General features: G+C 71.2%; 32 protein-coding genes and 1 pseudogene. 16 read left to right on the top strand and 17 right to left on the bottom strand.

Annotated elements, in window-relative coordinates:
• Positions 1-121: 121 nt before the first annotated feature.
• The gene (locus ABEA93_RS17140; protein ID WP_345676428.1) at positions 122-937 is read left to right on the top strand and encodes a hypothetical protein; all 816 of its coding nucleotides are present in this window, start codon (positions 122-124) and stop codon (positions 935-937) included.
• 172 nt (positions 938-1,109) lie between these two features.
• Here the strand turns inward: ABEA93_RS17140 and ABEA93_RS17145 are convergent, their stop codons facing one another.
• On the bottom strand, positions 1,110-2,072 hold the full coding sequence (locus ABEA93_RS17145) for an ATP-binding cassette domain-containing protein (protein ID WP_345676429.1): 963 nt from the start codon (positions 2,070-2,072) through the stop codon (positions 1,110-1,112).
• Between ABEA93_RS17145 and ABEA93_RS17150 the strand changes: the two genes are divergently transcribed.
• The gene (locus ABEA93_RS17150) at positions 1,963-2,550 is read left to right on the top strand and encodes a helix-turn-helix transcriptional regulator (protein ID WP_345676431.1); all 588 of its coding nucleotides are present in this window, start codon (positions 1,963-1,965) and stop codon (positions 2,548-2,550) included. The genes ABEA93_RS17145 and ABEA93_RS17150 overlap by 110 nt on opposite strands.
• A gap of 71 nt (positions 2,551-2,621) precedes the next feature.
• Here the strand turns inward: ABEA93_RS17150 and ABEA93_RS17155 are convergent, their stop codons facing one another.
• The 4 genes from ABEA93_RS17155 to ABEA93_RS17170 form a co-directional block, all read right to left on the bottom strand.
• Positions 2,622-2,771 carry a hypothetical protein gene (locus ABEA93_RS17155; protein WP_345676432.1) on the bottom strand — a complete coding sequence of 50 codons (150 nt, stop codon included), beginning with the start codon at positions 2,769-2,771 and terminating at the stop codon, positions 2,622-2,624.
• A gap of 161 nt (positions 2,772-2,932) precedes the next feature.
• Positions 2,933-3,127 carry a DUF397 domain-containing protein gene (locus ABEA93_RS17160; RefSeq protein ID WP_345676433.1) on the bottom strand — a complete coding sequence of 65 codons (195 nt, stop codon included), beginning with the start codon at positions 3,125-3,127 and terminating at the stop codon, positions 2,933-2,935.
• A complete protein-coding gene (locus ABEA93_RS17165) occupies positions 3,124-3,315 on the bottom strand; it encodes a DUF397 domain-containing protein (protein ID WP_345676434.1) in 192 nt (63 codons plus the stop codon). The genes ABEA93_RS17160 and ABEA93_RS17165 overlap by 4 nt, the downstream gene beginning before the upstream one ends.
• Positions 3,312-4,142: a helix-turn-helix domain-containing protein gene (locus tag ABEA93_RS17170; RefSeq protein ID WP_345676435.1), complete on the bottom strand. Its 831-nt coding sequence runs from the start codon at positions 4,140-4,142 to the stop codon at positions 3,312-3,314. Before ABEA93_RS17170 ends, ABEA93_RS17165 begins: the two co-directional genes overlap by 4 nt.
• A 119-nt stretch (positions 4,143-4,261) precedes the next feature.
• Here ABEA93_RS17170 and ABEA93_RS17175 point away from each other — a divergent pair, with 119 nt between their 5' ends.
• The gene (locus tag ABEA93_RS17175) at positions 4,262-4,585 is read left to right on the top strand and encodes a hypothetical protein (protein WP_345676436.1); all 324 of its coding nucleotides are present in this window, start codon (positions 4,262-4,264) and stop codon (positions 4,583-4,585) included.
• 1,111 nt (positions 4,586-5,696) lie between these two features.
• Here the strand turns inward: ABEA93_RS17175 and ABEA93_RS17180 are convergent.
• The 6 genes from ABEA93_RS17180 to ABEA93_RS17205 all read right to left on the bottom strand — a co-directional run bounded on the left by ABEA93_RS17180 (position 5,697) and on the right by ABEA93_RS17205 (position 11,918).
• Positions 5,697-6,821 (bottom strand): LLM class flavin-dependent oxidoreductase, encoded by a 1,125-nt coding sequence (locus tag ABEA93_RS17180; RefSeq protein WP_345676437.1) that lies wholly within the window; start codon positions 6,819-6,821, stop codon positions 5,697-5,699.
• A gap of 65 nt (positions 6,822-6,886) precedes the next feature.
• A complete protein-coding gene (locus ABEA93_RS17185; RefSeq protein WP_345676438.1) occupies positions 6,887-7,753 on the bottom strand; it encodes an amidohydrolase family protein in 867 nt (288 codons plus the stop codon).
• A 20-nt stretch (positions 7,754-7,773) separates the two neighbouring features.
• Positions 7,774-8,952, bottom strand: a complete 1,179-nt coding sequence (locus tag ABEA93_RS17190; RefSeq protein ID WP_345676439.1) for an amidohydrolase family protein — start codon at positions 8,950-8,952, stop codon at positions 7,774-7,776.
• Between the two features lie 145 nt (positions 8,953-9,097).
• Positions 9,098-9,715: a TetR family transcriptional regulator gene (locus ABEA93_RS17195; protein ID WP_345676440.1), complete on the bottom strand. Its 618-nt coding sequence runs from the start codon at positions 9,713-9,715 to the stop codon at positions 9,098-9,100.
• 144 nt (positions 9,716-9,859) lie between these two features.
• Entirely contained in the window at positions 9,860-10,438 is a 579-nt protein-coding gene (locus ABEA93_RS17200) for a hypothetical protein (RefSeq protein WP_345676441.1), read from the bottom strand.
• A 454-nt stretch (positions 10,439-10,892) separates the two neighbouring features.
• The gene (locus tag ABEA93_RS17205) at positions 10,893-11,918 is read right to left on the bottom strand and encodes a hypothetical protein (RefSeq protein WP_345676442.1); all 1,026 of its coding nucleotides are present in this window, start codon (positions 11,916-11,918) and stop codon (positions 10,893-10,895) included.
• Positions 11,919-12,239: 321 nt separating this feature from the next.
• Between ABEA93_RS17205 and ABEA93_RS17210 the strand changes: the two genes are divergently transcribed.
• Positions 12,240-12,743, top strand: coding sequence for a VOC family protein (locus ABEA93_RS17210; RefSeq protein WP_345676443.1), 504 nt, complete (start codon positions 12,240-12,242; stop codon positions 12,741-12,743).
• Between the two features lie 4 nt (positions 12,744-12,747).
• Complete coding sequence (locus tag ABEA93_RS17215; protein ID WP_345676444.1) at positions 12,748-13,773, top strand: hypothetical protein; 1,026 nt, start codon at positions 12,748-12,750, stop codon at positions 13,771-13,773.
• A 66-nt stretch (positions 13,774-13,839) separates the two neighbouring features.
• On the opposite strand, the gene ABEA93_RS17220 is transcribed toward ABEA93_RS17215, so the two are convergent.
• Positions 13,840-14,022: an S-methyl thiohydantoin desulfurase domain-containing protein gene (locus tag ABEA93_RS17220; RefSeq protein WP_345676445.1), complete on the bottom strand. Its 183-nt coding sequence runs from the start codon at positions 14,020-14,022 to the stop codon at positions 13,840-13,842.
• On the opposite strand from ABEA93_RS17220, the gene ABEA93_RS17225 reads away from it, so the two are divergent.
• From ABEA93_RS17225 to ABEA93_RS17235, 3 genes are all read left to right on the top strand, one after another.
• Complete coding sequence (locus ABEA93_RS17225; protein ID WP_345676446.1) at positions 13,946-14,350, top strand: helix-turn-helix domain-containing protein; 405 nt, start codon at positions 13,946-13,948, stop codon at positions 14,348-14,350. The two genes, ABEA93_RS17220 and ABEA93_RS17225, sit on opposite strands and share 77 nt — an antisense overlap.
• 72 nt (positions 14,351-14,422) lie before the next feature.
• The gene (locus tag ABEA93_RS17230; protein ID WP_345676447.1) at positions 14,423-14,716 is read left to right on the top strand and encodes a putative quinol monooxygenase; all 294 of its coding nucleotides are present in this window, start codon (positions 14,423-14,425) and stop codon (positions 14,714-14,716) included.
• Positions 14,713-15,618 carry an alpha/beta fold hydrolase gene (locus ABEA93_RS17235; RefSeq protein ID WP_345676448.1) on the top strand — a complete coding sequence of 302 codons (906 nt, stop codon included), beginning with the start codon at positions 14,713-14,715 and terminating at the stop codon, positions 15,616-15,618. The genes ABEA93_RS17230 and ABEA93_RS17235 overlap by 4 nt, the downstream gene beginning before the upstream one ends.
• Before the next feature lie 61 nt (positions 15,619-15,679).
• On the opposite strand, the gene ABEA93_RS17240 is transcribed toward ABEA93_RS17235, so the two are convergent.
• Entirely contained in the window at positions 15,680-16,273 is a 594-nt protein-coding gene (locus ABEA93_RS17240; RefSeq protein WP_345676449.1) for a TetR/AcrR family transcriptional regulator, read from the bottom strand.
• 150 nt (positions 16,274-16,423) lie between these two features.
• On the opposite strand from ABEA93_RS17240, the pseudogene ABEA93_RS17245 reads away from it, so the two are divergent.
• A pseudogene (locus ABEA93_RS17245) lies at positions 16,424-16,561 on the top strand (IS5/IS1182 family transposase); the annotation flags it as partial.
• A 189-nt stretch (positions 16,562-16,750) separates the two neighbouring features.
• On the opposite strand, the gene ABEA93_RS17250 reads toward ABEA93_RS17245, so the two are convergent.
• Positions 16,751-17,665, bottom strand: coding sequence for a tyrosine-protein phosphatase (locus tag ABEA93_RS17250; protein WP_345676450.1), 915 nt, complete (start codon positions 17,663-17,665; stop codon positions 16,751-16,753).
• Between the two features lie 270 nt (positions 17,666-17,935).
• Here ABEA93_RS17250 and ABEA93_RS17255 point away from each other — a divergent pair, with 270 nt between their 5' ends.
• From ABEA93_RS17255 to ABEA93_RS17285, 7 genes are all read left to right on the top strand, one after another.
• Positions 17,936-18,688 carry a hypothetical protein gene (locus tag ABEA93_RS17255; RefSeq protein WP_345676451.1) on the top strand — a complete coding sequence of 251 codons (753 nt, stop codon included), beginning with the start codon at positions 17,936-17,938 and terminating at the stop codon, positions 18,686-18,688.
• Between the two features lie 129 nt (positions 18,689-18,817).
• Positions 18,818-19,081, top strand: a complete 264-nt coding sequence (locus tag ABEA93_RS17260) for a hypothetical protein (protein WP_345676452.1) — start codon at positions 18,818-18,820, stop codon at positions 19,079-19,081.
• A gap of 254 nt (positions 19,082-19,335) precedes the next feature.
• Positions 19,336-19,731: a VOC family protein gene (locus tag ABEA93_RS17265; RefSeq protein WP_345676453.1), complete on the top strand. Its 396-nt coding sequence runs from the start codon at positions 19,336-19,338 to the stop codon at positions 19,729-19,731.
• Between the two features lie 197 nt (positions 19,732-19,928).
• Positions 19,929-20,999 (top strand): ATP-binding cassette domain-containing protein, encoded by a 1,071-nt coding sequence (locus tag ABEA93_RS17270; protein ID WP_345676454.1) that lies wholly within the window; start codon positions 19,929-19,931, stop codon positions 20,997-20,999.
• The gene (locus tag ABEA93_RS17275; RefSeq protein WP_345676455.1) at positions 20,996-21,862 is read left to right on the top strand and encodes an ABC transporter permease; all 867 of its coding nucleotides are present in this window, start codon (positions 20,996-20,998) and stop codon (positions 21,860-21,862) included. The genes ABEA93_RS17270 and ABEA93_RS17275 overlap by 4 nt, the downstream gene beginning before the upstream one ends.
• 65 nt (positions 21,863-21,927) lie before the next feature.
• Entirely contained in the window at positions 21,928-23,250 is a 1,323-nt protein-coding gene (locus ABEA93_RS17280) for a metallophosphoesterase (RefSeq protein ID WP_345676456.1), read from the top strand.
• A gap of 515 nt (positions 23,251-23,765) precedes the next feature.
• Positions 23,766-24,506: an HAD family hydrolase gene (locus tag ABEA93_RS17285; RefSeq protein ID WP_345676457.1), complete on the top strand. Its 741-nt coding sequence runs from the start codon at positions 23,766-23,768 to the stop codon at positions 24,504-24,506.
• Here the strand turns inward: ABEA93_RS17285 and ABEA93_RS17290 are convergent.
• The 3 genes from ABEA93_RS17290 to ABEA93_RS17300 form a co-directional block, all read right to left on the bottom strand.
• Complete coding sequence (locus ABEA93_RS17290) at positions 24,473-25,294, bottom strand: ATP-grasp domain-containing protein (RefSeq protein WP_345676458.1); 822 nt, start codon at positions 25,292-25,294, stop codon at positions 24,473-24,475. The two genes, ABEA93_RS17285 and ABEA93_RS17290, sit on opposite strands and share 34 nt — an antisense overlap.
• Entirely contained in the window at positions 25,291-26,148 is an 858-nt protein-coding gene (locus ABEA93_RS17295) for an ATP-grasp domain-containing protein (protein WP_345676459.1), read from the bottom strand. The genes ABEA93_RS17290 and ABEA93_RS17295 overlap by 4 nt, the downstream gene beginning before the upstream one ends.
• Before the next feature lie 209 nt (positions 26,149-26,357).
• Positions 26,358-26,789 carry a PPOX class F420-dependent oxidoreductase gene (locus tag ABEA93_RS17300; protein WP_345676460.1) on the bottom strand — a complete coding sequence of 144 codons (432 nt, stop codon included), beginning with the start codon at positions 26,787-26,789 and terminating at the stop codon, positions 26,358-26,360.
• Positions 26,790-26,848 lie beyond the last annotated feature (59 nt).

Here is a 26,848-nt window from a genome sequence, read left to right on the forward strand (position 1 = left end):
TGAAGCGGCGGGTAGTTTCGAGGCGGGCCGTCGCGCGCGGACCTGCCCGGGGAGGGGCGGGTCCGCGCGACCGCGGCGGCTGTTGACGCCTAACCCGGGGGTAACCACGGTGCATTTCCGCATGTCCGCCGCCAGAGTGGCGGCCGTACCGCTGCTGGCGCTGACCGGCGTGACCGCCTGCGCATCCGACGGCAAGCCCGCGGCGAGGACCGCGCAGTCGCCGCCCTCGCAGGACGACAAGACAGACGACAAGAAGGACGAGAAGGACGAGAAGAAGGGTGAGTTTCGGGGTGACAAGCCCGTGTTCGTCCCGACGAATGAGCAAACCGCCGAGGTGATGCTCACAGCCGAGGAGGCCCCGCGCGGTTACGAGGCCGGGCCCGTGAACAAGCTGTTCGTGGCGTGGAGCGGAAACTACCGGGTCACGCCCGAGGCGTGCACGGGAGTCATCGACGACAGTCTGACCAGGGGCCTGGTGGGAAGCATGCGCTTCTACGCGGAGAAGGGCACTGCCGAGGACGGCGTGTGGATCAACGTGTTCGGCGGCGACCACGACGACCTCGTCAAGCGGCTCGACGACTTGGCTGCCGCCGTCGAGGGCTGCACCTCGTTCCAGGAGTCCAACGGCACCGACTGGTGGGACTACAAGGTGGGCGACGTCCGGCGGGGGACGTACGGGCCGGGCAGCGTGAGCTATCGGTTCACCTACGTCGAAGGGACCCTCGTGGTCGACAAATACCGCGTGCTGACCGTCGACGGCACGGTGGCCGTGGACGTGACCTCGGAGGCCGAGGCCAAGTCCGGCAAGCCCGATGAGCCCATCGGCTTCGTCAACGCCCAGCGCGACAAGATCGGCCGCGCGAACTGGACGGCTGGTGTGCCGACGTCCGGCACGAGCACCAAGCCGTCTGCCGCTGGGCCGAGCAAGACGCCGTAGCCGTAGCGGCGTCCGGCTCTGGGCAGGCGCATGCGGAGCGGTGCGTTTCGTCGACGAGGCCGACGGCGGCGGCCGCCGGGAGCGATCCCGGTGGCCGCAGCGGTCTTGGTGCTGCCGATCCGCACGCCGGTCTCGACCGTGACCGGTTCGCGGCCTTCGCCACGGACGCCGGTCAGGCTCCGTTCCGTTCCGTCTCCCGCAACGCCGTGCCCGTGGCGGAGTCGGGGTGGCCGGCGAGTTCCTCCGGGGTGCCCTCGAAGAGGACGCGGCCGCTATGCCGGCCGGGGCCCGGGCCGAGGTCGACGATCCGGTCCGCGCGGCGGATGACCGTCAGGTTGTGCTCGATCACGACGACGGTGTTGCCGGTGTCGACCAGGCGGTCCAGGACGCCGAGCAGGGTGTCGATGTCGTCGAGGTGGAGGCCGGTGGTGGGTTCGTCGAGGACGTACAGCATCTCGCCTGTGGCCGACCGCAGTTCCTTGGCGATCTTGAGGCGCTGGCACTCGCCGCCGGAGAGCGTGGAGAGCGGCTGTCCGAGGGTGAGGTAGCCGAGGCCGACCTCCGCGATGTGGCGGAGTGCGCCGCGGATGACCGGGACGTCGAGGCGGTCGCGGGCCTCAGCGACCGTCAGGGCCTCGACGTCCGCGATCGTGAGGCCGTCGACGGTGTAGGCGAGCGCCTTGTCGTTGAACTTGCCTCCGCCGCAGGCCTCGCAGGGTGCGGAGTGGCCGTCCATGAACGCGAGGTCGGTGAACACGACGCCGGTGCCCCTGCATTCCGGGCAGGCACCGGCGGAGTTCGCGCTGAACAGCCCGGCGTCCACGCCGTGCGTCTTCGCGAAGAGCTTGCGGATGGCCGGGCCGATGCCGGTGTAGGTGATCGGGGTCGAGCGGCGGTTCGTGGACACCGCCCGCTGGGTGATCGCCGTCGCGGTGTGCTGCGCGAGCAACTCGGCGAGCAGGCTGGACTTTTCGGAGCCCGCGACGCCGGTGACCACGGTCAGGATCCCGGCCGGCAGGTCGACCGTGACGCCGCGCAGGTTGTGGCGGCGGGCGTCGGCGATACGGAACGGGCGGCCGGTCGACGCGCGGCGGCGCGTCGCGCGCGGAGCCCGGCGGATCGGATTCGCGTACACGGCGGCCGACGGGGCCGAGTCGGCGCGGCGGGTGGAGCCGTACCGCCAAGTCCTGATGCGGCGCCGGTGGTACCTGCTCGGCTGGGACCTCGACCGCGCGGACTGGCGCACCTTCCGCCTCGACCGGGTGCGCGAACCCGTGCCCGCGGGAGCGCTGTTCGCGCCGAGGCCGCTGCCCGCGGAGACGGCCTACGCCTACCTCCGCGCCGAGATGACCGCGCCCCGGCACCGGGTGGCCGTGACCGTGGAGGCCCCGGCGGACCGGGTCGCCGACCGGTTCAAGTACGACGAGCAGGCGGTGGTCGAACCGCTGGGGGAGCAGCGGTGCCGGGTGGTGACACGGGTGGACTCGTTCGAATGGCTCGTCTTGGTGGTGGGGCTGCTGGACGTCGATTTCGTGGTCGAGGAGCCCCGCGCGTTCGCGGACCGGTGCCGGGCTATGGGAGGGCGGCTGAAGCGGGCGGGTAGCGGCGGCTGACGGGCGGGCCGCCTGGGCCGTGCCCGGGGCGGAGTGCCCCGGGCACGGCCCGGTGGTGTTCGGCGGGGCTGTCAGGACGCGGGCATCCAGGGGCTCCACGCCGTGAACGGGAGCGTGCTCGACAGTTCGGGGTTCTGGGCGGTGCCGACCACCCGGAGGCCGATTCCGAACTCGCCGGTCGAGGCGCCCCACAGGTGCTCGGTACCCGACGGCAGCGTCACCGGGGTCGCCGGCCGGCCGGGGCGGTCGGGCAGCCGCCCGCCATGTACCTGTGCCTCCCGGCGTTGTCGTTCCGAACGGGGGCCGATCAACGACCCACCCGTGCTTCACGACGCGCCGAGCGGAACTGGACGTCACACGACTTCGTGGAAGCCGGAGCTGCCTACCGAGGGCTTTCCGGCTTCACCGCGGCAATCAGCGACGCCCACTCGGCCCGGCGGAAGAGCAGGGTCGGAGAGTCGGCGAGCTTGCTGTCCCGCACGGGCACGACGGCCGGAAACGAGGGCGAGACTTCGAGGCAGGCCCCGCCATCCCCGTTGCTGTGCGAGGACTTGAACCAGATGGCATCAGCGCTCACGCGGGTTCCTTCATCGCCGAGACGAGTGCTGCCCAGCCCGCGTGCGAGAAGACCAGTGTGGGTGAGGCACTGAGCTTGCTGTCTCGCACGGGGACCATGGCCGGGAACGAGGGCGAGACCTCGAGGCAGTCTCCGCCGTCCCCGTTGCTGTGCGAGGACTTGAACCAGATGGCGCGGGCGGCGTTCATGGCCGATACGTCCTTACTGCCGATGCGATCAGTGTCAGGGACGCCTTCGGGGACAGCGCGGCAGCCCTGGCGTGATCGTAGGACCTCAAGTACTTGGCCACCAGTGCCGGTTCTTCGATGAGTTGTCCGGTGTGGGCACTCTCGTTGTAGATGATCGGCGGACTGTCGGCAAAGGTCATGGCGATTGTGAGGCCGCCCATGAGCGGGTGGGGGCCCGCGCTCGATGGCATCACTTGAAGGACCACCCGCGGGTGGTCGGCGGCGAGATCGCGGAGGTGGGTGAGTTGGGCGGCCATCGTCGGCCCCGAGTCCACCAGGATGCCGAAGCATGTCTCGTGGATGATCGCCCAGAACTCGGGCGCGTCCTCGCGGTCGAGCAGCAGGCTTCGGTCCAGCCGAGCCCGGACACGTGACTCGACTTGCGCCGGTGCGGCGTAGGGGAGCGACGCTCGAATGATGCCGCGCGCGTATGCCTCGGTTTGCAGCAAGCCGGGAACGTGGATGGTCGCGTATTGGCTGATCGTGGTCGCGAGCAGTTCCAGTTCGGCTACGTCGGCAAAGTAGTCCGCGTGCTTCGACTGCCGTGCCAGTCGGCACAGCCGCTGTAAGTGCTCACCGCTGCCCAGCACTTGGTCGAAGGCCTTCGACAACTCGGGCTGCGGTTGGCGCACCGCCGCCTCGAACTGGCCGATGTAGGCGCCGGAGCAGAAGGCCAGTTCGCCCAGCGCGTCTTGGGTGAGTCCGGCGGCCTCGCGGAGGCGGCGCAGCTCGGCGCCGTAGAAGGCCCTGGCGGAAACGTACGGGTCCAAGTCCTTGCTCGCAGGCATCGAGGCCCCCTTTCGAAGAGGGCTTCATGCTAACGGCGTTCCGTCACTCCGTGTACTTGTTCGATTACTGCAAGACGTCTGTTGTATCGCGGAGGGGGATTCGGCCTAGCATCTGCCGGATGCCCTTCTTCGACGACGACGAGCCGGTGTTCAAGAAGCAGAAGTGGGGGGAACCGCGGTATGCCTACAACCCGCGGAATCCCGTGGGGATGTTCCTGATCGTCGTGTCGTTGGTTGTCGCGGTGGTGGTGCTGGTGTCGATGAGACACAAGTCGCCGACCGAGTCGAAGCCCTATGCGCCGTACCCGTCGACGGACTACTCGGCGTTGCTCCGGAGCCTGGAGGCGCAGCGGACGGCGTCGTCGAGCCCCACGGCCACCGTGTCCGCGACTGGCACGCCGCGAAGTGCCGCGGCATCGGCGACCACCACGCTGTCCCCGTGACTTCTCCGGACTGCCGATTGCCGCGTTACCGCTGCGGAACTCCCAGTCGCGGACAGGAGGGCCCTTGGGCGTGCTCGTCGCCGTGGGCCAGTGGCCGCGAGAACGAACCGCCGTTCTCTCACGCATCGGGGAGCGTGCCGAAAGGTGCGGGAGGTCGACCGCTCAGAACTCCGGCGTTCCGAGCCGGCACTGAACGTTTCCGGCCGGAGCACTAGCCAGAAGAACGCTGAAGTCCTGCCTGAGTACTAGCGGAAGTCTCCTAGGTTGGACCGCTCCCAACGATCGTAATCTCCACGCGAGAGGTACCCATCCGCGCTTCGGAAAATCGGAGCGCCCGGGCCACCGAACTCGCTGGTCCCCAAGTAATGCACCTCGGGGTCGTGTACCTCCTGCCCCGCACGCATGTCCCTCACTCGACGCTCCGCACTCAGCGTCATGTCAAGCTTGGCCTCCCACTGGCGCCAGAGCGTGGCCTTCACGGGGTCCGGAGCGTTGACGCCAGGCTCGCGGAGCTGTACTTGCTCGCTGCGTGCGTGCTGACGCTTGAGAGCCGGATCCTGGCTCGGCGACGACGCCCGTTCGGCCTCACGAGGCGGCCGGGAACGGGAGCTGCGTGCCGACGGAAGTCCCATCGCTGCCGCACGATGTGCGCGGGGGACTTGGCCCTCTGCCATCCGAAGTCTCCTTCTGCGGAAGGCGCTTACGCTACACCCGGAGCACAACGTACGCCCGGGAGATGTCCACAGCGCGCAACACCCAAGGTGCTTGCTCCCGCTGGGCCTCCGGGTATGGCGGTCGGACCGCACCGGTTTCGCCACGGCAACGACAGTGTGCAGGTGCTCTGGATATCGGGCCGAGCCGACACGTGTTGTGGACAGGGACGGTGCACGCAATCACCGCGAGCTCGTCAACCTCTTGTCGACCACCGGCCAATCTCGCGCGTAGTTGGCCCCAGCCTTGAAGCCACCCCGGCAACCAGGCAAACGATTCCGGTCACAGCACTAGCTGAATCCGGTCCGCGTGATTCGGGCTGTTTGCGGCAGCCGGCAAGGCGCGGACCCCCGCCCGACCCGGGCCGTCCCGGGCCGGGGCGGGCGGAGGCCGTCAGGGGTCAGGCGCCGGCGGTGCGGCGGAAGACCGTGGTGCGGTGTTCGGCTTCCGTGTCGAGCTTGGGGATGATGTGTTCGCCGAAGAGGCGGATCGTCTCCAGGGTGCCCTCGCGGGTGTCCGGGCCCAGGCCGAGCACGAGTTGGTCGACGCCCGCGGCTTCGAACTGCTTGACGGCCTTGAGGGCGGTGTCCGGGTCGCCCACGATCATCGCGCCGGCGTCCGCGGCGAACTCGACCATCTCGGCGTTGATGTCGGGTACCAGTTCCGGCCAGTTCGGCAAGCCTTCCGGGTGCGGGAACGTGTCGTGGTACCGGTACACGTTGCTCACCAGGTACGACGGCCGTGCCGCGACCGCCCGGTCGATCGCCGCGCGCTTCTCGGTGGCCACGAAGCCCGTCGACACCGCGAGCACGTTGTTGTTGACGAACGCGCCGATCGGCTCGGCGTTGCCGATCGCCTCCTTGTACTTCGCCGTCAGCTTCTCCGCGGCCTCCAGGTCGCCGATCGAGAAGCCGAGCACGCCCAGGCCCAGCCGTGCGGCCATCTCGTACGACGGCGGGCTGCCTGCCGCGTACCACATCGCGGGGTGGCCCTTGCCGTACGGCTTCGGCAGGATCCGGCGCGGCGGCAGCGACCAGAACCGGCCGTCGTAGCCCTCGTATTCGTCCTGCAGCCACATCTTCGGGAACTCGCGGATGACGTCTTCCCAGATCTCCTTCGTCTGGGACATGTCCTCGATGCCGGGCAGGAAGCCGAGGATCTCGTGGCTGCCCGCGCCGCGCCCGGTGCCGAACTCGAAGCGGCCGCCGGACAGGTGGTCGAGCATGGCGACCCGCTCGGCGACCTTCGCCGGGTGGTTGACCTGCGGCAGCGGGTTGAAGATGCCCGAGCCTATGTGGATGCGCTCGGTCGCGTGCGCGAGGTAGCCGCACATCACGTCGTTGGCCGACAGGTGCGAGTACTCGTCGAGGAAGTGGTGCTCGCTCAGCCACACGTACTTGAAGCCCGCCTTGTCGGCGGCGATGCCGTACGCCATGTCGTTCATGAGCGCTTCGTGCTCGGCGTTCGGGTTGCCCTCGCGGCGGAAGGCGGGGTTGTAGCCCTGGAGGAAGATGCCGAACTCCACGGAAATCCTTAAGCGTCGAAGGAGAGTCGAGGGAGAGCAGGAGGAGCGGGAAGAACTGGCGAGCGCTACGCGGGGTCGATCTTGAGCAGGCGTGCCGCGTTGCCGTACAGGAACTGCGGCCACACCTCGTCCTTGAAACCGACCGACGGGAGTTCCCCGAAGATCCGGTCGAGCGTGAGCCCCATCGGGAAATACCCCGCGTACAGGATTTTGTGCGCGCCACGGGTGTTGGCGTAGTCGACGATCGCCTTCGGGTAGTAGCGGGGCGCGAACGCCGACGTCGAGTAGTACAGGTTGGGCCACTTCAGCATGAGCTTGACCGCGAGGTCCACCCACGGCTCGCACCCGTGCCGGGTCACCATGACCAGCTCGGGGAAGTCGTACATCACCTCGTCGATCAGCTCGACATGCTGCGGCGCCATCTTCAGGCGCGGTCCGGGCACGCCCGCGCAGACGAAGATCGGGATGTCCAGCTCGACGCATTTCGCATAGAACGGGTACATCTTCTTGTCGTTGATCGGCACCTGCGGGAACGTCCCGGACGGGAAGCACCCGGCCGCTCGCACCCCGAATTCCTCGTACTCGCGCACGAGTTGCCGGATGCCGTCCATGCCCGTGTTGGGGTCGACGTTCGACGACGCGAGGAACCGGTCCGGATGCTTGCGCAGCGCCGTACGGGACGTCTCGTCGCCGACGCCGATCAGCCCGTGCCGGATGCCGAACCGGTCCATCTCGTGCAGCGTGAACCCGACCGGGTCGTCGGTCGGCAGATCCTTCGGCACGCCCTTGAACATGTACTCGGCCGGGAACTCGAAATCCTCGCGGGACTCCCGGTCCTTGGTCTGTCGCCGGATGAACGCGTACTGGTCCCAGCCTTCGTGCGGGAACCCGATCATCGTGTCGACGACCGGGACGTCCGTGGGGAACGGCATCGCAAATCTCCTCGGAACGGTCAGGGCAGGCGGCGGACGAGCGACTCGGCGTTGGTGCGCATCACCTTGACCTGCTCCTCGTCGGTGAACCCGGACGCCTCCAAGTCCTTGGCGAAGGCCAGGGGTTCGGCGATGCCCTCGGTGTGCGGCCAGTCCGAGCCGAGCATGATGCGGTCGGCGCCGATGACGTCCCGGAGTTCGGTGAGGTCGTTCTCGTGGAACGGTGCCACCCACAGTCGTTCGCGCAGCGTCTCGCGCGGATCCTGCGGCCAGGCGTGCCGCTGCTGTGCGTACGACTTCTTCAGCCGCCGGAACAGCACCGGGACCCAGTCCGAGCCGGTCTCGATCGCCGCCAGGCGGATGCGCGGGTGGCGGGCGAGCACGCCGTACGACAGCAGCGCGGCGATCGTGTCGGCGATCGGCTCCGGGCTGATCAGGCCGCGCATCGGCGTCGCCCGGAACGCCTCCAGGTCGTGCGACTCGCCCCACCACGAGAGGAGTTCGGCGTACGCACTGTTGCCGCCGTGGTAGACGACGGTGATACCCGCCTCGTTCACGAGCGACCAGAACGGTTCGAACACCGGATCGCCCGGGGACGTCCAGCCGCGGGCGGTCGTGATCGGCCCGTACTGCATGACGATCATCCGCGCGTCGTGCTCCAGCGCCCAGCGGAGTTCGGCGACCGCGTTGTCCGGGTCCGCGAGCGTGATGTACGGCGCCGCGAAGATCCGGTCCCGGTAGGCGAATCCCCAGTCTTCTTCGAGCCACCGGTTGAACGCCCGGAACGCCGCGCACAGCGCCGGGATGTCGTGCCGCAGCGCCTGCTCCATGCCGACGCCCAGCGTCGGGAAGAACATCGCGCCGTCGAGACCGAGTTCGTCCATCGCGGCGAGCCGCGCATCGCGTTCGCGGTACGCCGGACGGGTCGGCTCCAGTTCGCCGAACTGCTCGATCAGCGAACCCTCGGCGGTGCCCCGGAACCACTTCTCCAGCACGCCGGGCTTGGCCAGCCGGGAGAACGTCGGGTCGGGGATGAACTTGTTCACCTTGCCGCCGACGAGCAACCGGGTCTTGCCGTCCACCTGCGCCCACTGCATGCAGCGCTTGCGGAACTCCGGCTCGATGTGGCGGGTGAAGGCGTCGAGTGCTTCGTAGTAGTGGTTGTCGGCGTCGAACGCGCGGAACCCCTGAGGCAGCATGCGACCAAACTAAAACGCGGTTCTTGTCACGGTCAACGTTTTCGGGAGGCGGATGCGCGGAGCGGGTGCGGGGTTCGTAGCCCTTGGCAGGGGTTCGGCGAGAGTTCGGCGGTGCGCCGACGGAGGGTTCGGCGGCGAGGGCGGCTCAGAGCCCGGCCAGCACCCGCCGGGTGACGCGCTCGGTGTCGTCGAGGATCTCCGGCCACGCCTTGCGCCCGGTCACCCACGCGATGAGCCCGGTCGACACGACCGCCTGCACGGCGACCCCGGCGGTCGCCGCGGCCTCGGCGGGGACGTCCGGCATCAGCGCGGCCAACGCCGCATCCGATGCGGCGTTCATCCGCGCGATCATCTCGCTGGCGTACGGATCCGCGGAGCACACCAGGCTCACCGTGAGCCGCGCGAAATGCGGATGCCGCTGGAAAGCCCGCAGCTCGCGCTGCGCGAACCGGAGCACCCGCTCCTCCGCCGACGCGGCAGGCGGGCGCCCGCCGCCCGGCCCCATCTCGGTCAGCACCCGGTCGGTCAGCCGGCTCTGCCAGTCCGCGACCGCGGCGGCCAGGAGATGGTCCTTGGACGAGAAGTACCGGTAGATGGTGGCCAGCGAAATCCCCGACCGCGCCGCGACATCCCGCATTTGCAGAGCGTCCGGCCCGATCTCGGCGACCAGTTCGATCACCGCGTCGGTGATCCGCCGGTACCGCGCAAGCTGCGCGCGCGTCATGGCGTCCACGGCCCGCGGAGGAAGCTCACTCGTCGACACGGGCGCAGTCTAGACGGGCGGACGTGGGGGAGGGCCCGCGTGTGCGCGATCGGGATTTCGAAAACGCGGTTTTCGTACCGGATCCGGCGGAATGGGGGCGGCCCCGGGCAGGATGCCTGTGCCCGGGGCCGCGTGGTGGCTTGGTCAGCCGAGGTTGGTCAGCGCCGTCGAGGCCTGCTCCGGCAGGGCCGCCGGGTCGACGGGCAGCGTGCGCACCGGGTTGTCGGGCAGCGTCGGCACCGGGTTCTCGGCGGACGGTGCCTGCGGCACGCCGGGCAGGAGGTCGGTCACCGTCCGGGACAGGCCCTCGGTGAGCTGCGTGACCTGGTCGCGGGCGACGTCGAGCGACGGCACGCCGTCGAGACGCGTGCCCGGATTGTCGCCGGGAGCTATGCCGGTCGCACCGGTCGGCACCTCGACGGGCAGGGCGGCTGTGAGGTCGACGGCCGAGAGGTGCGCGGCGACGAGTCCGCGCACCGCGTCCGCCACCTGGCCCGGGTCGGTCGGCAGGGACGCGACGTCCGGCGTCCCGGGCAGCGGCGGAACGAACGGCACCGACGGAACGGCGGGCGCGGCAACCACCGACGACGCGGCCGGCACGGCCGGGGTGGCCGGCGCCTTCGCGGCGGTCGCGGCCGCGGCACCGGCCGCGCCGAGCGCGGCCAAGCCGAGGGCGACGCCGGTCACGACGAAGCCGCGGTTCCAACGGACGATCTTGCGCATGAGTGAATTCCTCGAAGTGCTCGAAGGGTGGGAGATTCCCGGGATAAACCGGGGTCTCCTGGGATTGCCGGGGATGTCCCCGGGTGCCGCGGACGTCGTACGCGCGTCGGGTGCGGCGGCCTGACCGGAGTCCCGGCCCGTGACGGGGTCCGGGTCGGTCAGGAGTCTTGGGTACGGCCGGGTGCGGGCAAGGCCGTCTCGCACCGCGTCCGGAGACGTCCGGGCGTGGCGAGGGCGGGGCAGAGACGGCGAGGGGCGTGAAGGAACCCGCCGGTCAGGCGGTTCGCGGTGTCACGATGGGCGCCGTCGAGGGCCGATCCGGCCGTTCGACGCGCCTGCCCCGGGCCACGGCGGTGCGCTGCCGCGCGCCGTGGTTCGCCGTGCCGCCGAGGTGCCGTGATGCCGGGTGCCGGGGCACGCGGAATCCGGACGCGGCCGGCCGGGAATCCGGCCGTCAGGCCGGGGAAACCGGGACGTCGCCCGGCCCGCCGCTCGGCCCGGCGGCCGCGGTACGGGATCCGGTGGGACGCGCCGGGGAGGCGGCGGCGGTCGGCGCCGGAGCGGCACAGACCGCACCGGGGGCGTCCACACGGTGCCCGGAGCCGTTGACGGCGTCGTCGGAGGTGGACGCGGCCGACGAGGGGCCGACGGGTGCGGACGGCGCTTCGCGGTCCGCGGTGTCGTAGGTCAACTGCCGGGTGAGGAGGGCAGGTTGTGCGGGCTCGACGCGCCGAGGGCCGTCGAAGACGGCAACCGGCAGCTCCGTGGCCGTGTCCTGGCCGACGCCGGACGCCTCGGGGGTTGCGGCCCCGGTCGGCGTCTCCGGAGCAGGGACCGGCTCGGTGGAGCGGGCAGCCGCACCGTCGCGGACACCGCCCGATGCGCCCTCCGTCGGACGCAGGCTCGGCAGGTCGCCGACCAGCGCGTCGGTCGAGGGCGGGAGCAGCGAGACCGCTTCGAGGCCCAAGTCGCCGAGTGCCGTGGAGACTTCCCGGCCGACTCCGCTCGCCGCGGGGGATCCGACGACCGTCGGCGGTTCCCCGGGAGAAACAGCGAGAGCGGGGGGAGTGGCGAGCGCAGTCACACGCTTCGGCACCGACCCGGGCGTCGCGGCGGCGGTCGCGCCCGCTCCGACCGCTTTGGCGGACGTCGGGGACGTGACAGCCGAGACAACCCCGGCGGGCGAGACCGGCGTGTGCGCCGACGCGGTGGCCGCGTTCGACCGTTCGCTCGACATCGCACTCGTCCCGGGCCCGGCCGGTGCCTGCGCCGGATCCGTTCCCGGCTTGGCCGGCGCGGACTTCGCAACCGCATCACCCGCGACAGGCTGCCCCGTCGTGGTCGGCACGCCTGGCACGGCTTCCGCCGCCTGCGCCCGATCCGACACCACCCAGCCGCACAGCACGATCCCGGCGGCGAACAACCCCGCCAGCACCACCCGCCGCACCGCCGGCGTGCTCGCAAGCACGCGGCAGGGCACAGCAAGGACAGTACGCAGCAAAGGAGATGGCCTCTTCCGGACGCGACGGTGAGCGGGCGTTCGTGGCGGTGACGCGAGGATGCCACGGTCGGCGGGGGTGCCCGCAACCCCGGCATCCGGATCCCGAAGCCCGGACCGCCGTGCCGCGCCCCCGGGTCAGGGCCGGAAAACCCGCTCACCGCGGCAGGCAACGCGCGTCGCCGCGCCGACCGGAAAGAGAGCCAGATTGCGCGAACCCGTAACCTCCGCCCCCACGAGCGCTCGCCGAAGAGCGCCGAAATCTACAATCCCGAGCGCGGCCCGCCTCGCGACCATCGAGGCATGAGCACACAGCTGCACCCCAAACTCCTGGTCGCCGACGCCGACAAGGCGATCGCCTTCTACACGCAGGCGCTCGGCGCCACGCTCAACCATCGCGCCGCCGAGGACGACGGCGTCGTGAACCACGCGGAACTCGCCGTCGACTCCATCGTCTTCGCTCTGGCGGAGAAGGTGCCGGAGTGGGGGTGGGTCGATCCCGGAGCCTTGGGCGGCTCGCCTGTCCTCCTCATGCTGACCGTGCCCGACCCCGACGCCACGGCGGAACGCATGGTGCGGCACGGGGCCGAACTGGTGATCCCGGTCGAGGACCGCCCCTACGGCATGCGGCAGGGGCGGGTGAAGGACCCGTTCGGCCACCTGTGGGTCATCAGCGGAGAACTCGGCTGGCAGGACCGCCCGACACCCGATACCCGACACCCGACACCCGACACCCGACCCCTGACATGCGACCCGACACGCCGCCCGCTCAAGCCGCTGCCGGGCGTCGCCCCCGCCGTACCGTGAACGCATGAGCGCAGGTGCGACATCCGGGCCGACCCGTCGCGGAGTGCTGCTGGGCGTGGCCGGGTTGGTGTGCGCGGGCGGATGCAGCAGCGGTGGCTCGGCGAAGGCGCCCGCGTCCAGTGCGGCCCAGACTCCCGCATCCGGCGGCGCGCCGAGTGCGACGTCCGCCGCGCCCACCGCAGCCAAGCTCCCCGCCACCACCCCCTGGGTCCCCGGCCCCGGCGAGGTCAGTCCGCAGGTGAAGGCCCGTGCCGTCGCCGTGGTGGAGACGCTGGGGGCGTGGCCGCCCGGCGGTGGCGGTCAGGCCGCCGCGCAGGCGCGGGCCGCGGCGCTGGGGGTGTCCGCGGCGGTGGCCGACGAGGCGGGGCCGCTGGTGCCGCAGGCGGACGCGGCCGCGTTGCAGGTGATCTATGCGCAGTACGGCGGCATCCTCGACACCTCCGCGAGTGTGCTGATCCCGTGCCGCCAGTGGACGCAGGACGCGCAGGGCACGGTGACCGAAGGCGGTACGACCGTCGACGTGCGTCTCGCCGCCGGTGCCGACCCGTCCGCGCCGTGGGCGGTCACCGAGCTGCGTCCGGCCGATCCGGGGCCGCCCGCGGCGGCGCTGTCGGCGGTGGTGACACGGGTGCTCGCCGAGCCGCGGATCGACTTGCCGCCCGCGGCGGCCGCGGACTTCCGGTCCGGGCAGGTGCACGATTCGGTGGCGGACGCGCTGCTCGCGTTGGCGGGCACGTACGAGATCAAAGTGAGTGTCGTGCGCTCCGGGCACCCGATCGACGTGTTCGGGACGACGCGGCCCAGCGACCATCCGCTCGGCCGGGCCGTCGACGTGTGGAGCATCGACGGGCATCCGGTCGTGGCCCCGTCGACGCCGCGCGCGCTCGTCGAAGGGTTTATGCGGGCGGCGGCCGCGGCGGGTTCGTACAACGTCGGCGGGCCCTACCAATTGAGCGGCGGCGGGGCGTCGAACCAGTTCTTCACCGACCAGACGCACCACGACCACGTGCACATGGGCTTCCGGACGTGAGGACGGCCCGGGTCCGCGTCGCACGCGACGCGGACCCGGGCCGGGAAACGCCGGAACGACCGGGAACTACACCGTCCCGAACGGCAGATAGTCCGTCTCGTACCCGAAGTAGTGCGGTCCGGCGAGGGCCAGGCCGCCCGGGCTGGTCCAGCGCGGATCGCATGGGGCGGCGATGACTCTGATCCGCAGGCTCGCCCAGGAGACGGACGGCCCGGTGGCGGCGCACGACGCGGCGGGGCTCGACCGCATGCTGCTGGAGTGGCAGACGTCCGAGGCCGCGCGCGAAGCCGTCGGCGAACTCCCGGCCGGTGTACCCGCGTTGGGCCCGGACCGGGCGGAGCCGCTGCTGCGCACGGTGCAGGCGTACCTCCACCACAACAACTCGCCCGCGCGGGCCGCGGAAGTGCTGCACTTGCACCGCAACGCGGTGGGATCCCGCATCCGCCGCTTCGTCGAGCCGACCGGAGCCGACCTCAACGACCCGGAGCAGCGGCCTCCGCGCCGGCTGGCCGCTGCCGGTTTCTGCAGACCCGCGCCCGAGGCGGCCGGCGGATTTGGATGTCGCCCAAATTCTTGATCGATCGTTAGAGATGTGCGTAGAGTTCTTCTCGAATCATCGTTACAGAAGTGGGGATTGCAGATGGTTGCCGTGGGACTGTTCATCCGCGTCGAGGTCAAGCCGGACAAGGTGTCGGAGTTCGAGGCCAAGCTGAAGACGGTGGTGGACATCGTGCGCGCCGAGGGGCTGGCGGCAGCGTGGTTTGGCCTGCGCACGGGACCGACGTCGTTCGCCATCTTCGATGTCTTTGCGAACGACGAAGACCGCCAGGCGCACCTTGCGGCGAACTTCGAAGCGCTGCGCTCGATTGGCGCCGAACTCTTCGTCGGGGAACCCGTCGTCGACCACATCGACGTCAGCGCTGCCATGCTCCGCGGTGAGTGACCGCGACGAACGATGGCCTGCTGCCGGCGCAGCCCGGCGCCGGCAGCACATCACCCCGTCAAGCCGACATTCAGGAGATCGTCATGGAGACGGCGCGCGTCAACGACACCGAGATCGCGTACGAGGTCATCGGACACGGCGAACCGCTTCTACTCATCCATGGTTCCAATCTCGCCACGGGCCTGGTGCCGATCGCTGGGGCGCTTGCGGACAAAGAGCCACCGCTGCAGCTCGTGCGCTACCACCGGCGCGGCATGGGGGGCAGTGGTGGCCGCACGTGGCCGATCCCGGTGCGGCAGCAGGCTGCGGACGCGATCGGTCTCCTCGATGCCCTCGGTCTCCCGTCAGCGCACGTTCTCGGCTACTCGTACGGCGGCGTGATCGCACTCGAGACGGCGTTGTCGTCGCCCACCCGCGTGCGGAGCCTGACACTCCTCGAGCCGATCCTGGCCCAAGTTCCGAGCGGCCCCGGATTCCTGGCCGGTATGGACCCGATCGTCAGCCTCTACGACGCCGGCGACATGGAAGGTGCTGTCACCGCGACATTCGCCGGCATGGGAGGCCACAGGTGGCCGGACCTGGTCGCCGCCACCGGGCCCGGCGCTCTCGAACGTGCGGTCCGCGACACGGAACTCTTCTACCGGGACGAGTTTCCCGTCCTCAAGGCGTGGCGGCTGGACGCCGCTCGGGCCGCCGCGGTGAAGAGCCCTGTCCTGTCCGTGATGGGCACCCGGAGCGGCCCCTTCTTCGACGAAGGTCGCCAACTCCTCCACAGGCATTTCCCTCAGTGCGTCGACGTAGACATTGCCGACGCCAACCATCTTCTGAACCTTCAGACACCCGAGCCGATTGCCGCGGCTATTGCGGACTTCCTCCGGCAGTCCGTGCACGTGGAGCGATAGGCCTGATCGGGCCGCCAACGGCCGCTGGTGTTGTCTCATCCTTGCAACCACCGGCGCTTCGTCAGCCGCTCGGCCACGCGCGCATCGCCGCGTCGGCAATGTGCTGGAGGTCGTCCTTTCCGGCGCCGTCGCGTGCCTGCGCGGACATCCCCTGGAGCACGGCGGCATAGAAAGTGGCGAGGGCATGGGCGTCGGTGTCGGCCGTGAGTTTCCCGGCTTGGATGGCGTCGGCGAACTTCGCTTCCAGTGCGCGGAGTCCGCCCGTACGGAGTTCGCGAAGGCGGGCGGCGACCCCGGCGGACTGAGGTGAGCAGTTGGTCGTGGCGGAGATCAGAAGGCAGCCGCGTGGGTGTTCTGGGCTCGTGTAGGCAGCCGACGCCTCACGGAGAAGGCGCTCGACGGTTCTCCGGGCCTGCGATTCCTCGGCCAGGGCCCGCGCGACGAACGCGCCGTAGGTGGCCAGGTAGCGGTCAACAGCTTCGAGGAACAGCGTCTGCTTGTCGCCGAAGGCTGCGTAGAGGCTGGGTGCTCCGATACCCAAAGTGGTGGTGAGGAGGGAGACCGAAGTTGCGTCGTAGCCATGTTCCCAAAACACCACAACCGCGCTGTCAAGTGCGTCGATGCGATCGAAGGATCTCGGGCGTCCGGTTCTCATGCGCACATTCTAGAGCGATCGTTAGGGATATGTGTCGGCTTACTTCTCGAACGATCGATGCAAAATTGTGGGGCGCCGACGCCCTCCCGTCCGATCCGGACGGTACCCGAACTGCACACCAAGCTCGACCATCGCAAGGGGCAGGCAAGCCGGTCCCGCGGCGGGCCGGCGACCAAAGTCCACCTCGCCGCCGACGGCCGTTGCCGCCCGCTCGCGTTCGTCGTCAAGGCCGGACAGGCGGGCGACAGCACGTCGTTCGAGGCGGTCATGGCCGAGATCCGCGTCCCCGCCATCCACATCTGGGCCGCACGATGATCCACAAGAAAGACCCCTATAGGGCGAGCCCACCCCGGCCGCCGCGACTCCGGGTCGTGCGCGGCGGCCGGGCCGGGTGGTCCCGCGGCCGGGGCGGTGCGGGACCGGTGCGGCCCGCCCGTGACGGCGGGACCGCGGGGACGCCCCCGAGGGGGCGGCGGTTCAGCCCACGAGGCGTTGGCGCAGCTTCGCGAGGGTCTGCACGTCGAGGCCGAGGCCGTCGAGCAGGTAGCGGCCGAACGAGCCGTACTCGGCGGTGGCTTCGGCGCGGGCCGCGTTGATGTAGGACTGGTCGACGGTCAGCAGCGGGTCGAGCAGTTCCGGGTGCTGCATGAGCCCGCCCGCCAGCAGCTGCTGTTTGAGGGCGTCGTTGCCGGCCTTGAGGTTCTGGTTGCTCAGCAGATAGTCCCCGTCCACGGTCGTCTGCGGTACGCCGACGGCGGTCAGCAGGATCGCGGTCATCCAGCCGGTACGGTCCTTGCCCGCCGAGCAGTGGTACAGCGACACCGTGCCGTTCGCGATCCCCCTTGCGGTGGCTGCGAATTGCGCCCGGGTCGCGGGATCGGACACGAACGTCCGGTACATGGTGAGCATCAACTGCGCGGCCTTGCCGTCACCGAGCATGGCCTGCTGCTGCACCGGGTCGCGCGAGTTCACGACCGCGTACAGCGTCTGGAGGTAACCGCCGTCCGAGATGGGCAGGTTGGTGTCCGGCACGCCGGCCGGGACCTTGTCCGGCCCGTTCGCGCCGATCTCCGCGGAGGTGCGGAAGTCGACGATGCCGGACAGCCGCAGGCTCTGCATCTTGGTGATGCCGGCCGCCGTCACCTTGTTCAGTGCCTCGGAGCGGTAGACGACGCCGGTGCGGACGGTCGCGCCGTCGTAAGTGCGGTAGCCGCCGATGTCGCGGAAGTTGGCGGTCCCGTCCACCGGTATCAGCCGGGTGGCCGCGGCCGCCTGCACGCCGGCCGGGGTCATCGGGGTTGCGGCCTGGGCGCCGCCGGCGGCGGTGCCGGTGGCGAGGACGAGCGCGGCAAGTCCTAGCGCGGCGGCGCTGTGGGCTTTGCGGATGCGCAACAGAGGGTCCCTTTCTGTCGTATCCGCTCCAGATGTCTCCATCTCCGGGGGGAGCAGAAGGCGGGTGATCCGGACGCGACCGCGACCATACGCAAGCGCATGGTCGCAGTGCGAGGCTCACCATACGCGTGCGTATGGAACGGAGGAAGGGGCTTGCGGTTCCGGTTCCGCGGCCCCCGGACGCCGGACATGCCGCCCCGCGCGATCGGGAGGACCCTGGAAGCACACGGGTACACGGGGGCGGATTTCGCGCGGAGCGAGGTGGACCGCATGCGCAACTTGGCCGCACTCCTGTCCGACCTGCCGGAGACCCGGGGCGAGCCGCCGTGGCCCGGGCACGAGTACGTGCGGGGCTGGGGCGTCTTCGCGTTGCCGTTCGACTCCGGGCACGTCCTCGCGCTGCGCGTCTTCCCGGACAACTCGTTCGCGCCGTATCGCTCGCTGTGGCACCGCGACCCGGGCGGCCGCTGGTCGATCCACGTCGACGGCCCGCGGGTCGACGCCGCATGCCCCCGCTACTACGGGCCCGCGTGCGACCACGTCGGGCACGCGAAGATCACCCTCGCCTGGGCGGGACCGGCCACGCTGCGGGTGACCGCCGACAACCCGGCCCTGGACTGGACGTTGACCGCGCACTCCACCTTCGCCCTCGACGTCCTCAACGCCGTCGGCGGCCTGCTGCCGGCCGCGTCGTGGAAACCGCCCGCACTGGTGCGGATGCGCGAACGCATGGCCCGCGAACTGGGTTTGGGATACGTCGAGTTCTCCGGCCCGATGCCGAGCGGGCACACCGGGACGCTGATGCCGCAGCGCATGTACTTCGTCGACGAGGCCTCGGCCGTCCTCGACGGTGTCGACCTCGGACGCCCCGTGCGGGTGTCGCCGAACCCGTACATCGGCGCCGTCCCGCTCCCGGCCCGCGGCGTCCTCGCCATCGGGCAGGCAGCGTGGGAGATCCGCGACCCCGCGGAGTACGAGCGCACCCGGCGCGACACCGCAGCCGCGGTCCCGCCTACTCGTTGACCAGGGCGGCGTCGCCGCGCGGCGGTTCGGCCGACGATGCCGTTTCGGGCCCCCGACTTTAAAGGTTGCGCAAACACTGAAGTATCATGGCGGCCCGGGTTGTCGTCCTCGGAACCTCGGAGGTTGGCCATGGTGAGCGATACCGCGCGGCAAGTCCTCGACGCGTGGTCGGCGGGGTGCCCCGTGCCCGCGGAACGCGGCGTCCGGCGGGACTACTGCCCGGTCGAGACCTACGACGACGACGGCGCCCCGTGGCCCGGCGTCGTCACCGGCTGGTCGACCCTCTCCGACGGCGTCGAGCTGTGCCGCCTGCGCCTGGCCCGCGCCGGCGCCCCGCGCTGGGTCGTCTACCACCCCGACCGCATCGAGGTCCTGGTCCGCGGCGGAACCTGACGGCTTCGGTCCGTCGTTCGACCGAAACGATTCGGCACGGGCGGTGTTGGCTGGGCCGAACGGGCGGGGAAGCCGGCTTTCCGTTGGGCCAAGCAGGCGGCCGCGCACCCGGGGAACGCGCGAGGCCCCGCCGCCGCCACGGACACGACCGCGGCCGCAGCAAGCCGGACGGACCGGGTTGCCCGGAACACCGCAAACCGCGGCGAGCCCGCCGGATCCCGGCTCCCCGGCCTCGCCGATGGCAGGATCGCCGCATGGCTCATCTCGGACTGGTGGCTCTGGTCGTGCGCGACTACGACGAGGCCATCGCCTTCTACGTCGACGCGCTCGGGTTCGATCTGGTCGAGGACACGCCGCGGGGTGACGGCACCCGCTGGGTCGTCGTCGCGCCGCCCGGCGCGGTCGAGACGCGGATGCTGCTGGCGCGGGCAGCCGACGACGGCCAAACCGCGCGCGTCGGCGACCAGACCGGCGGGCGCGTCGGGTGGTTCCTGAACACCGACGCGTTCGAGCGGGACTACGCGCGCATGCGGGCCGCCGGGGTCGTCTTCGAGGAGGAGCCGCGCCGCGAGCCGTACGGCACGGTCGCCGTGTTCCGCGACCTGTACGGCAACCGCTGGGACCTGATCGAGCCGAAGACCGGCGCCTGACCCCGTACCGCCCGGAGCCCCGCCGCCGATCCGGCGCGCGGGGCTCCGCCGGGTCCGGGCGCCGGATCGGCGGTGTCGGCGCGACTCCGTAGCGTGGTGGAAAAGAATTTCCCTCGCGACCGATGAGAAACGATTCTGCGGAGAGTCCAAAGCCAGAGAGACCCCACCGGAACGCGACCGTGAAAGGCGAAACGACGATGACCACCCATCCCCCCGGCCTGGCGATCGAGACGCAGGGGCTGGTCAAAGTCTTCGGCGCGAACCGCGCCGTCGACGGCATCGACCTGCGCGTCCCGGCCGGCACCGTCTACGGGGTCCTCGGCCCCAACGGCGCCGGCAAGACCACCACCGTGAAGATGCTGGCCACGCTGCTGCGCCCGGACGACGGCGACGCGTACGTGTTCGGCAAGTCCGTCCGGCGCGAACCCGACGCGGTGCGCAGCCGGGTCAGCCTCACCGGCCAGTACGCCTCCGTCGACGAAGACCTCACCGGCACCGAGAACCTCGTGCTGCTCGGCCGCCTCCTCGGCCACCCCAAGCGGGTCGCCCGGGCTCGCGCCGCCGAGCTGCTGGACGTCTTCGGCCTGACCCCGGCCGCGGACCGGCAGGTCAAGACCTACTCGGGCGGCATGCGGCGGCGCATCGACATCGCCGCGAGCATCCTCAACACGCCCGACCTGCTGTTCCTGGACGAGCCGACCACCGGCCTCGACCCGCGCAGCCGCAACCAGGTGTGGGACATCGTCCGCGCCGTCGTCGCGCAGGGCACCACCGTCCTGCTGACCACCCAGTACCTCGAGGAAGCCGACCGGCTGGCGTCCCGGATCGCGGTCATCGACCACGGCCGGGTGATCGCCGAGGGCACGCCGGGCGAACTCAAGTCGTCGGTCGGCGCCGGGGCGATCCAGGTCCGGCTGCACGACGCGGACCGGCGGCCGGAGGCGGCCGGTGTGCTGCGGCGGGTGCTCGGCTCGGACGTCCGGCTGGAGTCCGACCCGGTCGCGCTCACCGCGGCGATTCCCGGGCACGGCACCGACCTCGGCGCGGCGGAGGACGCCGCGCGGGCGCTCGCCGAACTGGCCCGGGCCGGGATCGTGGTGGCGGACTTCTCGCTCGGCCAGCCGAGCCTGGACGAGGTGTTCCTGGCCCTCACGGAGGCCTCGGGGGACGTCGGCGGAGCGCCCGTCGGCGGGGCCGGCATCGCGGATGAGGCCGCGGCAGACGACGACCCGCGTATCGGCGACCTCGTGAAGGAGAACCGCGCATGACCACCGCCGTTTCCACTCCCGCGGCCAAGGACGCCGACCTGGACGCTCCGGCGCCGGTGGTGGCCGACGACCTCGCCCGGGTGTTCGCCGCCCGCGAGCGCCCGGCGCGGCCGGGGGCGCTGTCCGCGTCCGTGACGTTCGGCTGGCGCGCGATGCTCAAGATCAAGCACGTGCCCGAGCAGCTGTTCGACGTGACGGCGTTCCCGATCATGATGACGCTGATGTTCACGTACCTGTTCGGCGGTGCGCTGGCCGGATCGACCAGTGAATACCTGCAGTTCGTGCTGCCCGGCATCATGGTGCAGAGCATCGTCATGATCACCATGTACACGGGTGTGTCGCTCAACAACGACATCGAGCGCGGCGTGTTCGACCGGATCCGCACCCTGCCGGTGTGGCGGCCGGCCGCCCTGGTCGGGATGATCCTCGGCGACCTGCTGCGCTACGTGCTCGCCTCGACGGTCATCATGACCGTCGGCCTGATCCTCGGCTTCCGCCCGGACGGCGGGGTGCTCGGCGTCCTCGCCGGGATCGCGCTGCTGGTCGTCTTCTCGTTCGCGTTCTCGTGGATCTGGACGATGTTCGGCCTGCTGCTGCGCAGCGAGAAGTCGGTCATGGGCGTCAGCATGATGGTGCTGTTCCCGCTGACCTTCCTCAGCAACGTGTTCGTCGAACCGCACACCATGCCGGGCTGGCTGCAGGCGTTCGTGAAGGTCAACCCGGTCACGCATCTGGTCTCCGCGGTCCGCGACCTGATGGCGGGGGACTGGGGCACGTCGGAGACGGGCTGGGTGCTGCTCTTCTCGGTGGCGTTCGTGGCCGTGTTCGGGACCCTGACCATGCGGCTGTACAACCGCAAGTAGGCCGTGTCCGGTGGGCCGTCGCCGCCCCGTAAGGTGGCCGACGGCCGACCGGACGCAACAGGGGAGTGCACGTGGGTGGCGGCGCGATTGTCGCGGGTCTGGCGGTCCTGGCCGCGCTGGCCGGGGTGCACTGGTACGTGTGGCGGCGGATGGTCGCCGACACGACACGCGGGCCCGGCCCGGTCCGGCGGATCGGCGCCGTCGTGGTGGCGGTGCTGCCGCTGACCAGCCTCGGCGCGGTCGTATCGACGTGGGCGGACGCTCCGTTCGTCCTGCAGCAGGTGCTGGCTTGGCCGGGCTATCTGTGGATGGCCACGCTGCTGTACCTCGTGCTGGCGTTGGTGGTCGGCGAAGCGGTGCGGTGGGTCGCGCTGCGCGGGACACCCGCGCAGCGCGCGGGGGAGGAGCGGGTGAGCGGCGTCGCAGTGCCCGTTGCCGCCGCGGTCCCCGCGGCGGAACCGGCGCCGCACAACACGGCGGAGGCCCCGGTCCCGGCTTCGGCGGCGCCGCCCGCCGAGCCGCCTTCGGAGCTGCCGGCGGAGCCCCCGACGCCCGATCCCGCCCTGCCGCGCCGCCTCTTCGTCGCCCGGGCCGTCGCCGCCGGAGCCGCGGTCGCCGCCGCCGGGACCGTCGGCTACGGGGCGTACGGGGTCTTCCGCGGTCCGCAGACCAAGCACCTCACCATTCCGCTCGCGAAACTGCCGCGCTCCGCCCACGGGTTCCGCATCGCCGTGGTCAGCGACATCCACCTCGGCCCGATCCTCGGCAAGGCCCACGCACAGCGCGTCGTCGACGCGGTGAACCGCACCAACCCCGACCTCATCACCATCGTCGGCGACCTGGTGGACGGTTCGGTGGCCAACCTCGGCCGCGCCGCCGAGCCGCTGCGCGAGCTGCGGGCGCGCCACGGCGCGTACTTCGTCACCGGTAACCACGAGTACTTCTCGGGTGCGGCCGCGTGGGTGGACCACGTGCGCGAGCTGGGCATCCACCCGCTGGAGAACGCCCGCGTCGAGATGCCCGGCTTCGACCTCGCCGGCGTGAACGACTTCGCGGGCGAATCCGAGCACCACGGGCCGGATTTCGCCCGTGCGCTCGGCGACCGGGACCGGTCGCGCACGTCCGTGCTGCTCGCCCACCAGCCCGTGGCGATCCACGACGCGGTGAAGTTCGGCGTGGACCTCCAGCTTTCCGGGCACACGCACGGCGGCCAACTGTGGCCGGGCAACTACATCGCCGAACTGTCCAACCCCACCGTCGCCGGGCTCGAACGCTACGGCGACACCCAGCTGTACGTCACCCGCGGCGCCGGGGCCTGGGGGCCGCCGGTCCGGGTGGGTGCGCCTTCCGACATCACCGTCGTGGAGCTGGCCGCCAAACAGGCCTGAACTCGCCCCGCTCCCACCCTTGTCCGCCCCCTGTCCGCCCCCTGTCCGCCCCCGACTTCGGGCGCCCCGGCGCACGCCACCCCGTCCCCCGGCGCGCGCCATCATTCCGTTCACTCGTTCGAGTGGCTTGCCGGAGTGCGGGCCGTTGCCGGGCGGACGGGCCGCGAAGCTCGCTGTGGTGGGCCTCGGCGGACGTCCGCCAGGCGATCGGCGGATGTGCTGCGGGCCCGCCCTGCATCCCGTCAACGCAGGTGATTCCCGGGGGAGTTGGCACCGATTAGCGCCGTTCGTGAAGATCGGCGGGACCGCCTCGCTCCGGCGCCGTCCCGCCCGCCCGAAGGGCTCATCGGCTGCTGGACGATCGGCCTGGCGATCATCGTCGCGGTCGTCTTGTCCTGGTATTCGAGCCGGGTGTGACCGGCTCGATTCGGCCGATCGATCTTCGGCCCGATCTGGCCTTACAGTGTGCGCGGGGTACCGGAGACGGCGCGGCCGTCCGGCTGTGAGGGGGGCTTGTGCACGCCATCCGTGCATTGGCAATCGATTTCAGCGGCACATTGGCCCGGCCCGGGCCGAACCCGGACGGAGCGTGCGTGGCCGACGCGTTGCGCGACCGGCTGGGGCTCGACGTGCCCGACGATTTCGCCGCCGTGTTCGATTCCGTGCACGCGGAGATCCGGCAGACCGACCGGGACGCGCGGGTGCACACGATGTTCTCGGCCGTGATCGCCCGCGCGGCGCTGCGGTGCGGTGCGGACGTCCCCGACGCGGCCGAGGCCGCCGAGGCGGTGTTCGCTTCGCTGCCGGATGCCGCGGTCGACGCCGACGCGGCGTCCACGGTAAGGGCGTTGCACCGGCAGGGCTGGCGCTGCGTGCTGGCCTGCAACACCGAGCGCTCGGCCGCCGCCCGGCTGCGGACGCTCGCCGAGGCGGGAATCGCGGACTGCTTCGCGTCCGCGGTGCTGTCCAGTGAGATCGGGTTCCGCAAGCCGCATCCGGAGTTCTACGCGGTGGTGGCCCGCGCATGCGCGGTGCCCGCCGACCAGATCCTGTTCGTCGGGGACAACCTGTCGAAGGACGTCCTCGGCCCGCGCGCCTACGGGATGCACACCGTGCACGTCACCCGCGACGGCGTCCGCGGGGTCGACGGCCCCCCGGCCGACGACGGCCGCGGCGACGGCTCCGCGTGCGGCGTGCTCGGCCACTTCGCGGAACTCCCCGGCTACTTGGCGGCGACGGTGGTCCTGCCCGGCTGAGCCGGGGTCTCGGGTGACGCCGTCAGCAAGCGGCCGGTCAGGGCTGCCAACGCGGCTGCGGCATCCGGGAGTCCGCTGAGGCCGGGGAAGGCGTTGATGTCGACGACGAGCGGGCCGGACGCGGTGGCGATGATGTCGACGCCGTAGACGTGCAGCCCGAACGCCGCACCGACGGCGCGCACGACGTCCAGCGAGGCGGCCGACGGGTCGGGCACGGGCACGGTGCGCTTCCCGGCCTGGGCGGCCTCGGCCGTGGGCGGCCGCCGCAGTCCCGCGAAGATCCGGTCCCCGACCGCCCAGAACTTGTGGTCCCAACCGTCGCCGTCCGCGAACGCCTGGGCGACGACCGGCTCGTCGGGCCACCCGGCGGTACGGAGCTCCGCGGCGGTGCCGACGGCGGGGAGCGGCTCGTCCTTGCGGCAGTGGCGGCTCTTGAGGATCAGGCGCCCGGGGACGGCGAGAGAGGCCGGGCCGGCGAAGGCGTGGGTGGGCGGGAACGGCACGCCGGCTTCCCGCGCGCGGGCCGCCATGGCCGCGCGGTCGACGCACAGCGCCGTCGCGTCGGCGGAGTTGCACACGACCGCGCCCGCCGCCTCGGCCCGGCGGGCGAGGCGGATCGCCTGGGGCGTCCGCGACTTCAGCAGGTAGAGGTCCGCGGACAGGTCGGGGTCCGGGACGTCCGGGTGCAGCGTCTCGACCGTGTGGCCGCGGGCGCGCACGGCGGCCGCGTAGGCGAGCATCGTCGTGTGGTCGGCCTGTTCGGAGACGATGCGTATCCGCGCGCTCATCCGACGTCCCGCACGGCGGTCCACGAGCGGCCTTGCCGCGGCACGGTGGGGCACTCGGCGAGTCGGAGTATGGTCCGGGCGACGCGGGGCACCGCGTCCGGGACCGCACGGAAGCTCGGGAAATCGTTGACGTCCACCACGACCCACCCGTCCGGGCCTTCCACCGCGTCCACCCCGAACAGGTCGAGGCTGAAGACCTCGCCGATGCGCGCGACGGTCTGCGCGAGTTCGTGCGGCACCGGGACCTCGCGGGCGCGGACCGGCTTCCCGGGATGGATCGGCGACGCGCGCACCGTCGCGTGGATCTCGCCGCCGAGGCTGTACACCTTGAAGTCCACGCCCGGGTTGGGGATGTACGACTGCACCAGCAGGAAGCCCTTGCCGCGCAACGCCGACTGCGCCGCCGCCAGGTCGCCCGGGGTGCGGACCAGGTGCACCCACTTGCCGGCGTGTCCGGCGACCGGCTTGACCACGAGTGGGTAGCGCTCCGCGGGTATCTGCGCGACGGCCTCCGGGGTGGCGGCGAACACCGTGTCCGGGACGGGCAGCGCACAGCGCCGGGCGACCGCGGCGGCGACCGCCTTGTCGCGCACGCTGCGCACCGCACGGGCGTCGTTGATCGTGGTGATGCCGCACGCGGCCGCCGCGTCGAGCAGCGTCAGGCCGGGGCCGTCCGTGACGGTCTTGAGGATCCACGCGTCGTGGCCGCGGCGGCGCAGGTCGTCGAGCGGGACGAGGTTCCGGGCGGGTTCGACGACGTCGACATGGTGGCCCCAGGCGGTGAGCTGCCGGATGAGGTGCCGGGGCAGGCCGTCGTGCCGGTACTTGTCTTCCAGCAGGAAGCACAACCTCACGCCGCCCCCCATCCGCGCCGCCAAGCGCTGCAGTTCCGCCGCTGTTCCGCTGTCCCGCTGTGGATCCGTGCCGATGCCGGAACAAGAATTCCATCCCGGGTCGGCGGCCCGGGACGGGGGGAGGGCGGTCCCGGTCCCGGTCAGGCAGCCGGTCCGCGTTCGTGTACCACGCGGCGTGGCCCCGCGAGCGGGCGGCAGGGGGAGGCGCGTCAGCGGATGTCGGCGCCGTAGACGCGCTCGACCGCCATCGCCATGAGGACGCGGCGGTCGGCGACCATGACCGTGCGGTACTCGTCCCAGTCCGGGTGCTCGCCGGCGGCCAGCCGGTAGTAGCGCACGAGTTCCTCGACTTCGGGGCTCCGCGGGCCGGTGCCGGGGCCGGTCAGCGTCACGGTCCCTTCGGCGGTCGCCCAGGTCAGGCCGTCCTTGCCGGTGACCTCCAGTGCGGCCCGCGGATCACGCCGCAGGTTCGCCGTCTTCGCGCGGCCCTCGGTCATCGACACGTACAGGGTCTCGGTGGCCCGGTCGTAGAACGGCATCACCGGCGACAACTGCGGCCGCCCGTCGGCTTTGATCGTGGCGAGCACGCCCAGGCGGCTCTCGGCCAGCAGGTCCCGAGGATCGAACGATGTCTCGGTCATACCGGGGGCAAGTCGAGCACGGCCGCACGGTATTCCCGAACGCGCGGTATTCCCGGCGG

This window comes from Yinghuangia aomiensis (assembly GCF_039542225.1).
GTDB classification, from domain to species: domain Bacteria; phylum Actinomycetota; class Actinomycetes; order Streptomycetales; family Streptomycetaceae; genus Yinghuangia; species Yinghuangia aomiensis.

Coding starts and splice junctions, on each gene's coding strand:
- ABEA93_RS17210 (WP_345676443.1), top strand. CDS start 12,240: ATGAGCACACAGCTGCACCCCAAACTCCTGGTCGCCGACGCCGACAAG.
- ABEA93_RS17200 (WP_345676441.1), bottom strand. CDS start 10,438: ATGCGCAAGATCGTCCGTTGGAACCGCGGCTTCGTCGTGACCGGCGTC.
- ABEA93_RS17225 (WP_345676446.1), top strand. CDS start 13,946: ATGACTCTGATCCGCAGGCTCGCCCAGGAGACGGACGGCCCGGTGGCG.
- ABEA93_RS17185 (WP_345676438.1), bottom strand. CDS start 7,753: ATGCCGTTCCCCACGGACGTCCCGGTCGTCGACACGATGATCGGGTTC.
- ABEA93_RS17240 (WP_345676449.1), bottom strand. CDS start 16,273: ATGAGAACCGGACGCCCGAGATCCTTCGATCGCATCGACGCACTTGAC.
- ABEA93_RS17190 (WP_345676439.1), bottom strand. CDS start 8,952: ATGCTGCCTCAGGGGTTCCGCGCGTTCGACGCCGACAACCACTACTAC.
- ABEA93_RS17275 (WP_345676455.1), top strand. CDS start 20,996: ATGACCACCGCCGTTTCCACTCCCGCGGCCAAGGACGCCGACCTGGAC.
- ABEA93_RS17300 (WP_345676460.1), bottom strand. CDS start 26,789: ATGACCGAGACATCGTTCGATCCTCGGGACCTGCTGGCCGAGAGCCGC.
- ABEA93_RS17215 (WP_345676444.1), top strand. CDS start 12,748: ATGAGCGCAGGTGCGACATCCGGGCCGACCCGTCGCGGAGTGCTGCTG.
- ABEA93_RS17265 (WP_345676453.1), top strand. CDS start 19,336: ATGGCTCATCTCGGACTGGTGGCTCTGGTCGTGCGCGACTACGACGAG.
- ABEA93_RS17140 (WP_345676428.1), top strand. CDS start 122: ATGTCCGCCGCCAGAGTGGCGGCCGTACCGCTGCTGGCGCTGACCGGC.
- ABEA93_RS17220 (WP_345676445.1), bottom strand. CDS start 14,022: ATGCGGTCGAGCCCCGCCGCGTCGTGCGCCGCCACCGGGCCGTCCGTC.
- ABEA93_RS17165 (WP_345676434.1), bottom strand. CDS start 3,315: ATGAACGCCGCCCGCGCCATCTGGTTCAAGTCCTCGCACAGCAACGGG.
- ABEA93_RS17170 (WP_345676435.1), bottom strand. CDS start 4,142: ATGCCTGCGAGCAAGGACTTGGACCCGTACGTTTCCGCCAGGGCCTTC.
- ABEA93_RS17260 (WP_345676452.1), top strand. CDS start 18,818: ATGGTGAGCGATACCGCGCGGCAAGTCCTCGACGCGTGGTCGGCGGGG.
- ABEA93_RS17175 (WP_345676436.1), top strand. CDS start 4,262: ATGCCCTTCTTCGACGACGACGAGCCGGTGTTCAAGAAGCAGAAGTGG.
- ABEA93_RS17255 (WP_345676451.1), top strand. CDS start 17,936: ATGCGCAACTTGGCCGCACTCCTGTCCGACCTGCCGGAGACCCGGGGC.
- ABEA93_RS17290 (WP_345676458.1), bottom strand. CDS start 25,294: ATGAGCGCGCGGATACGCATCGTCTCCGAACAGGCCGACCACACGACG.
- ABEA93_RS17270 (WP_345676454.1), top strand. CDS start 19,929: ATGACCACCCATCCCCCCGGCCTGGCGATCGAGACGCAGGGGCTGGTC.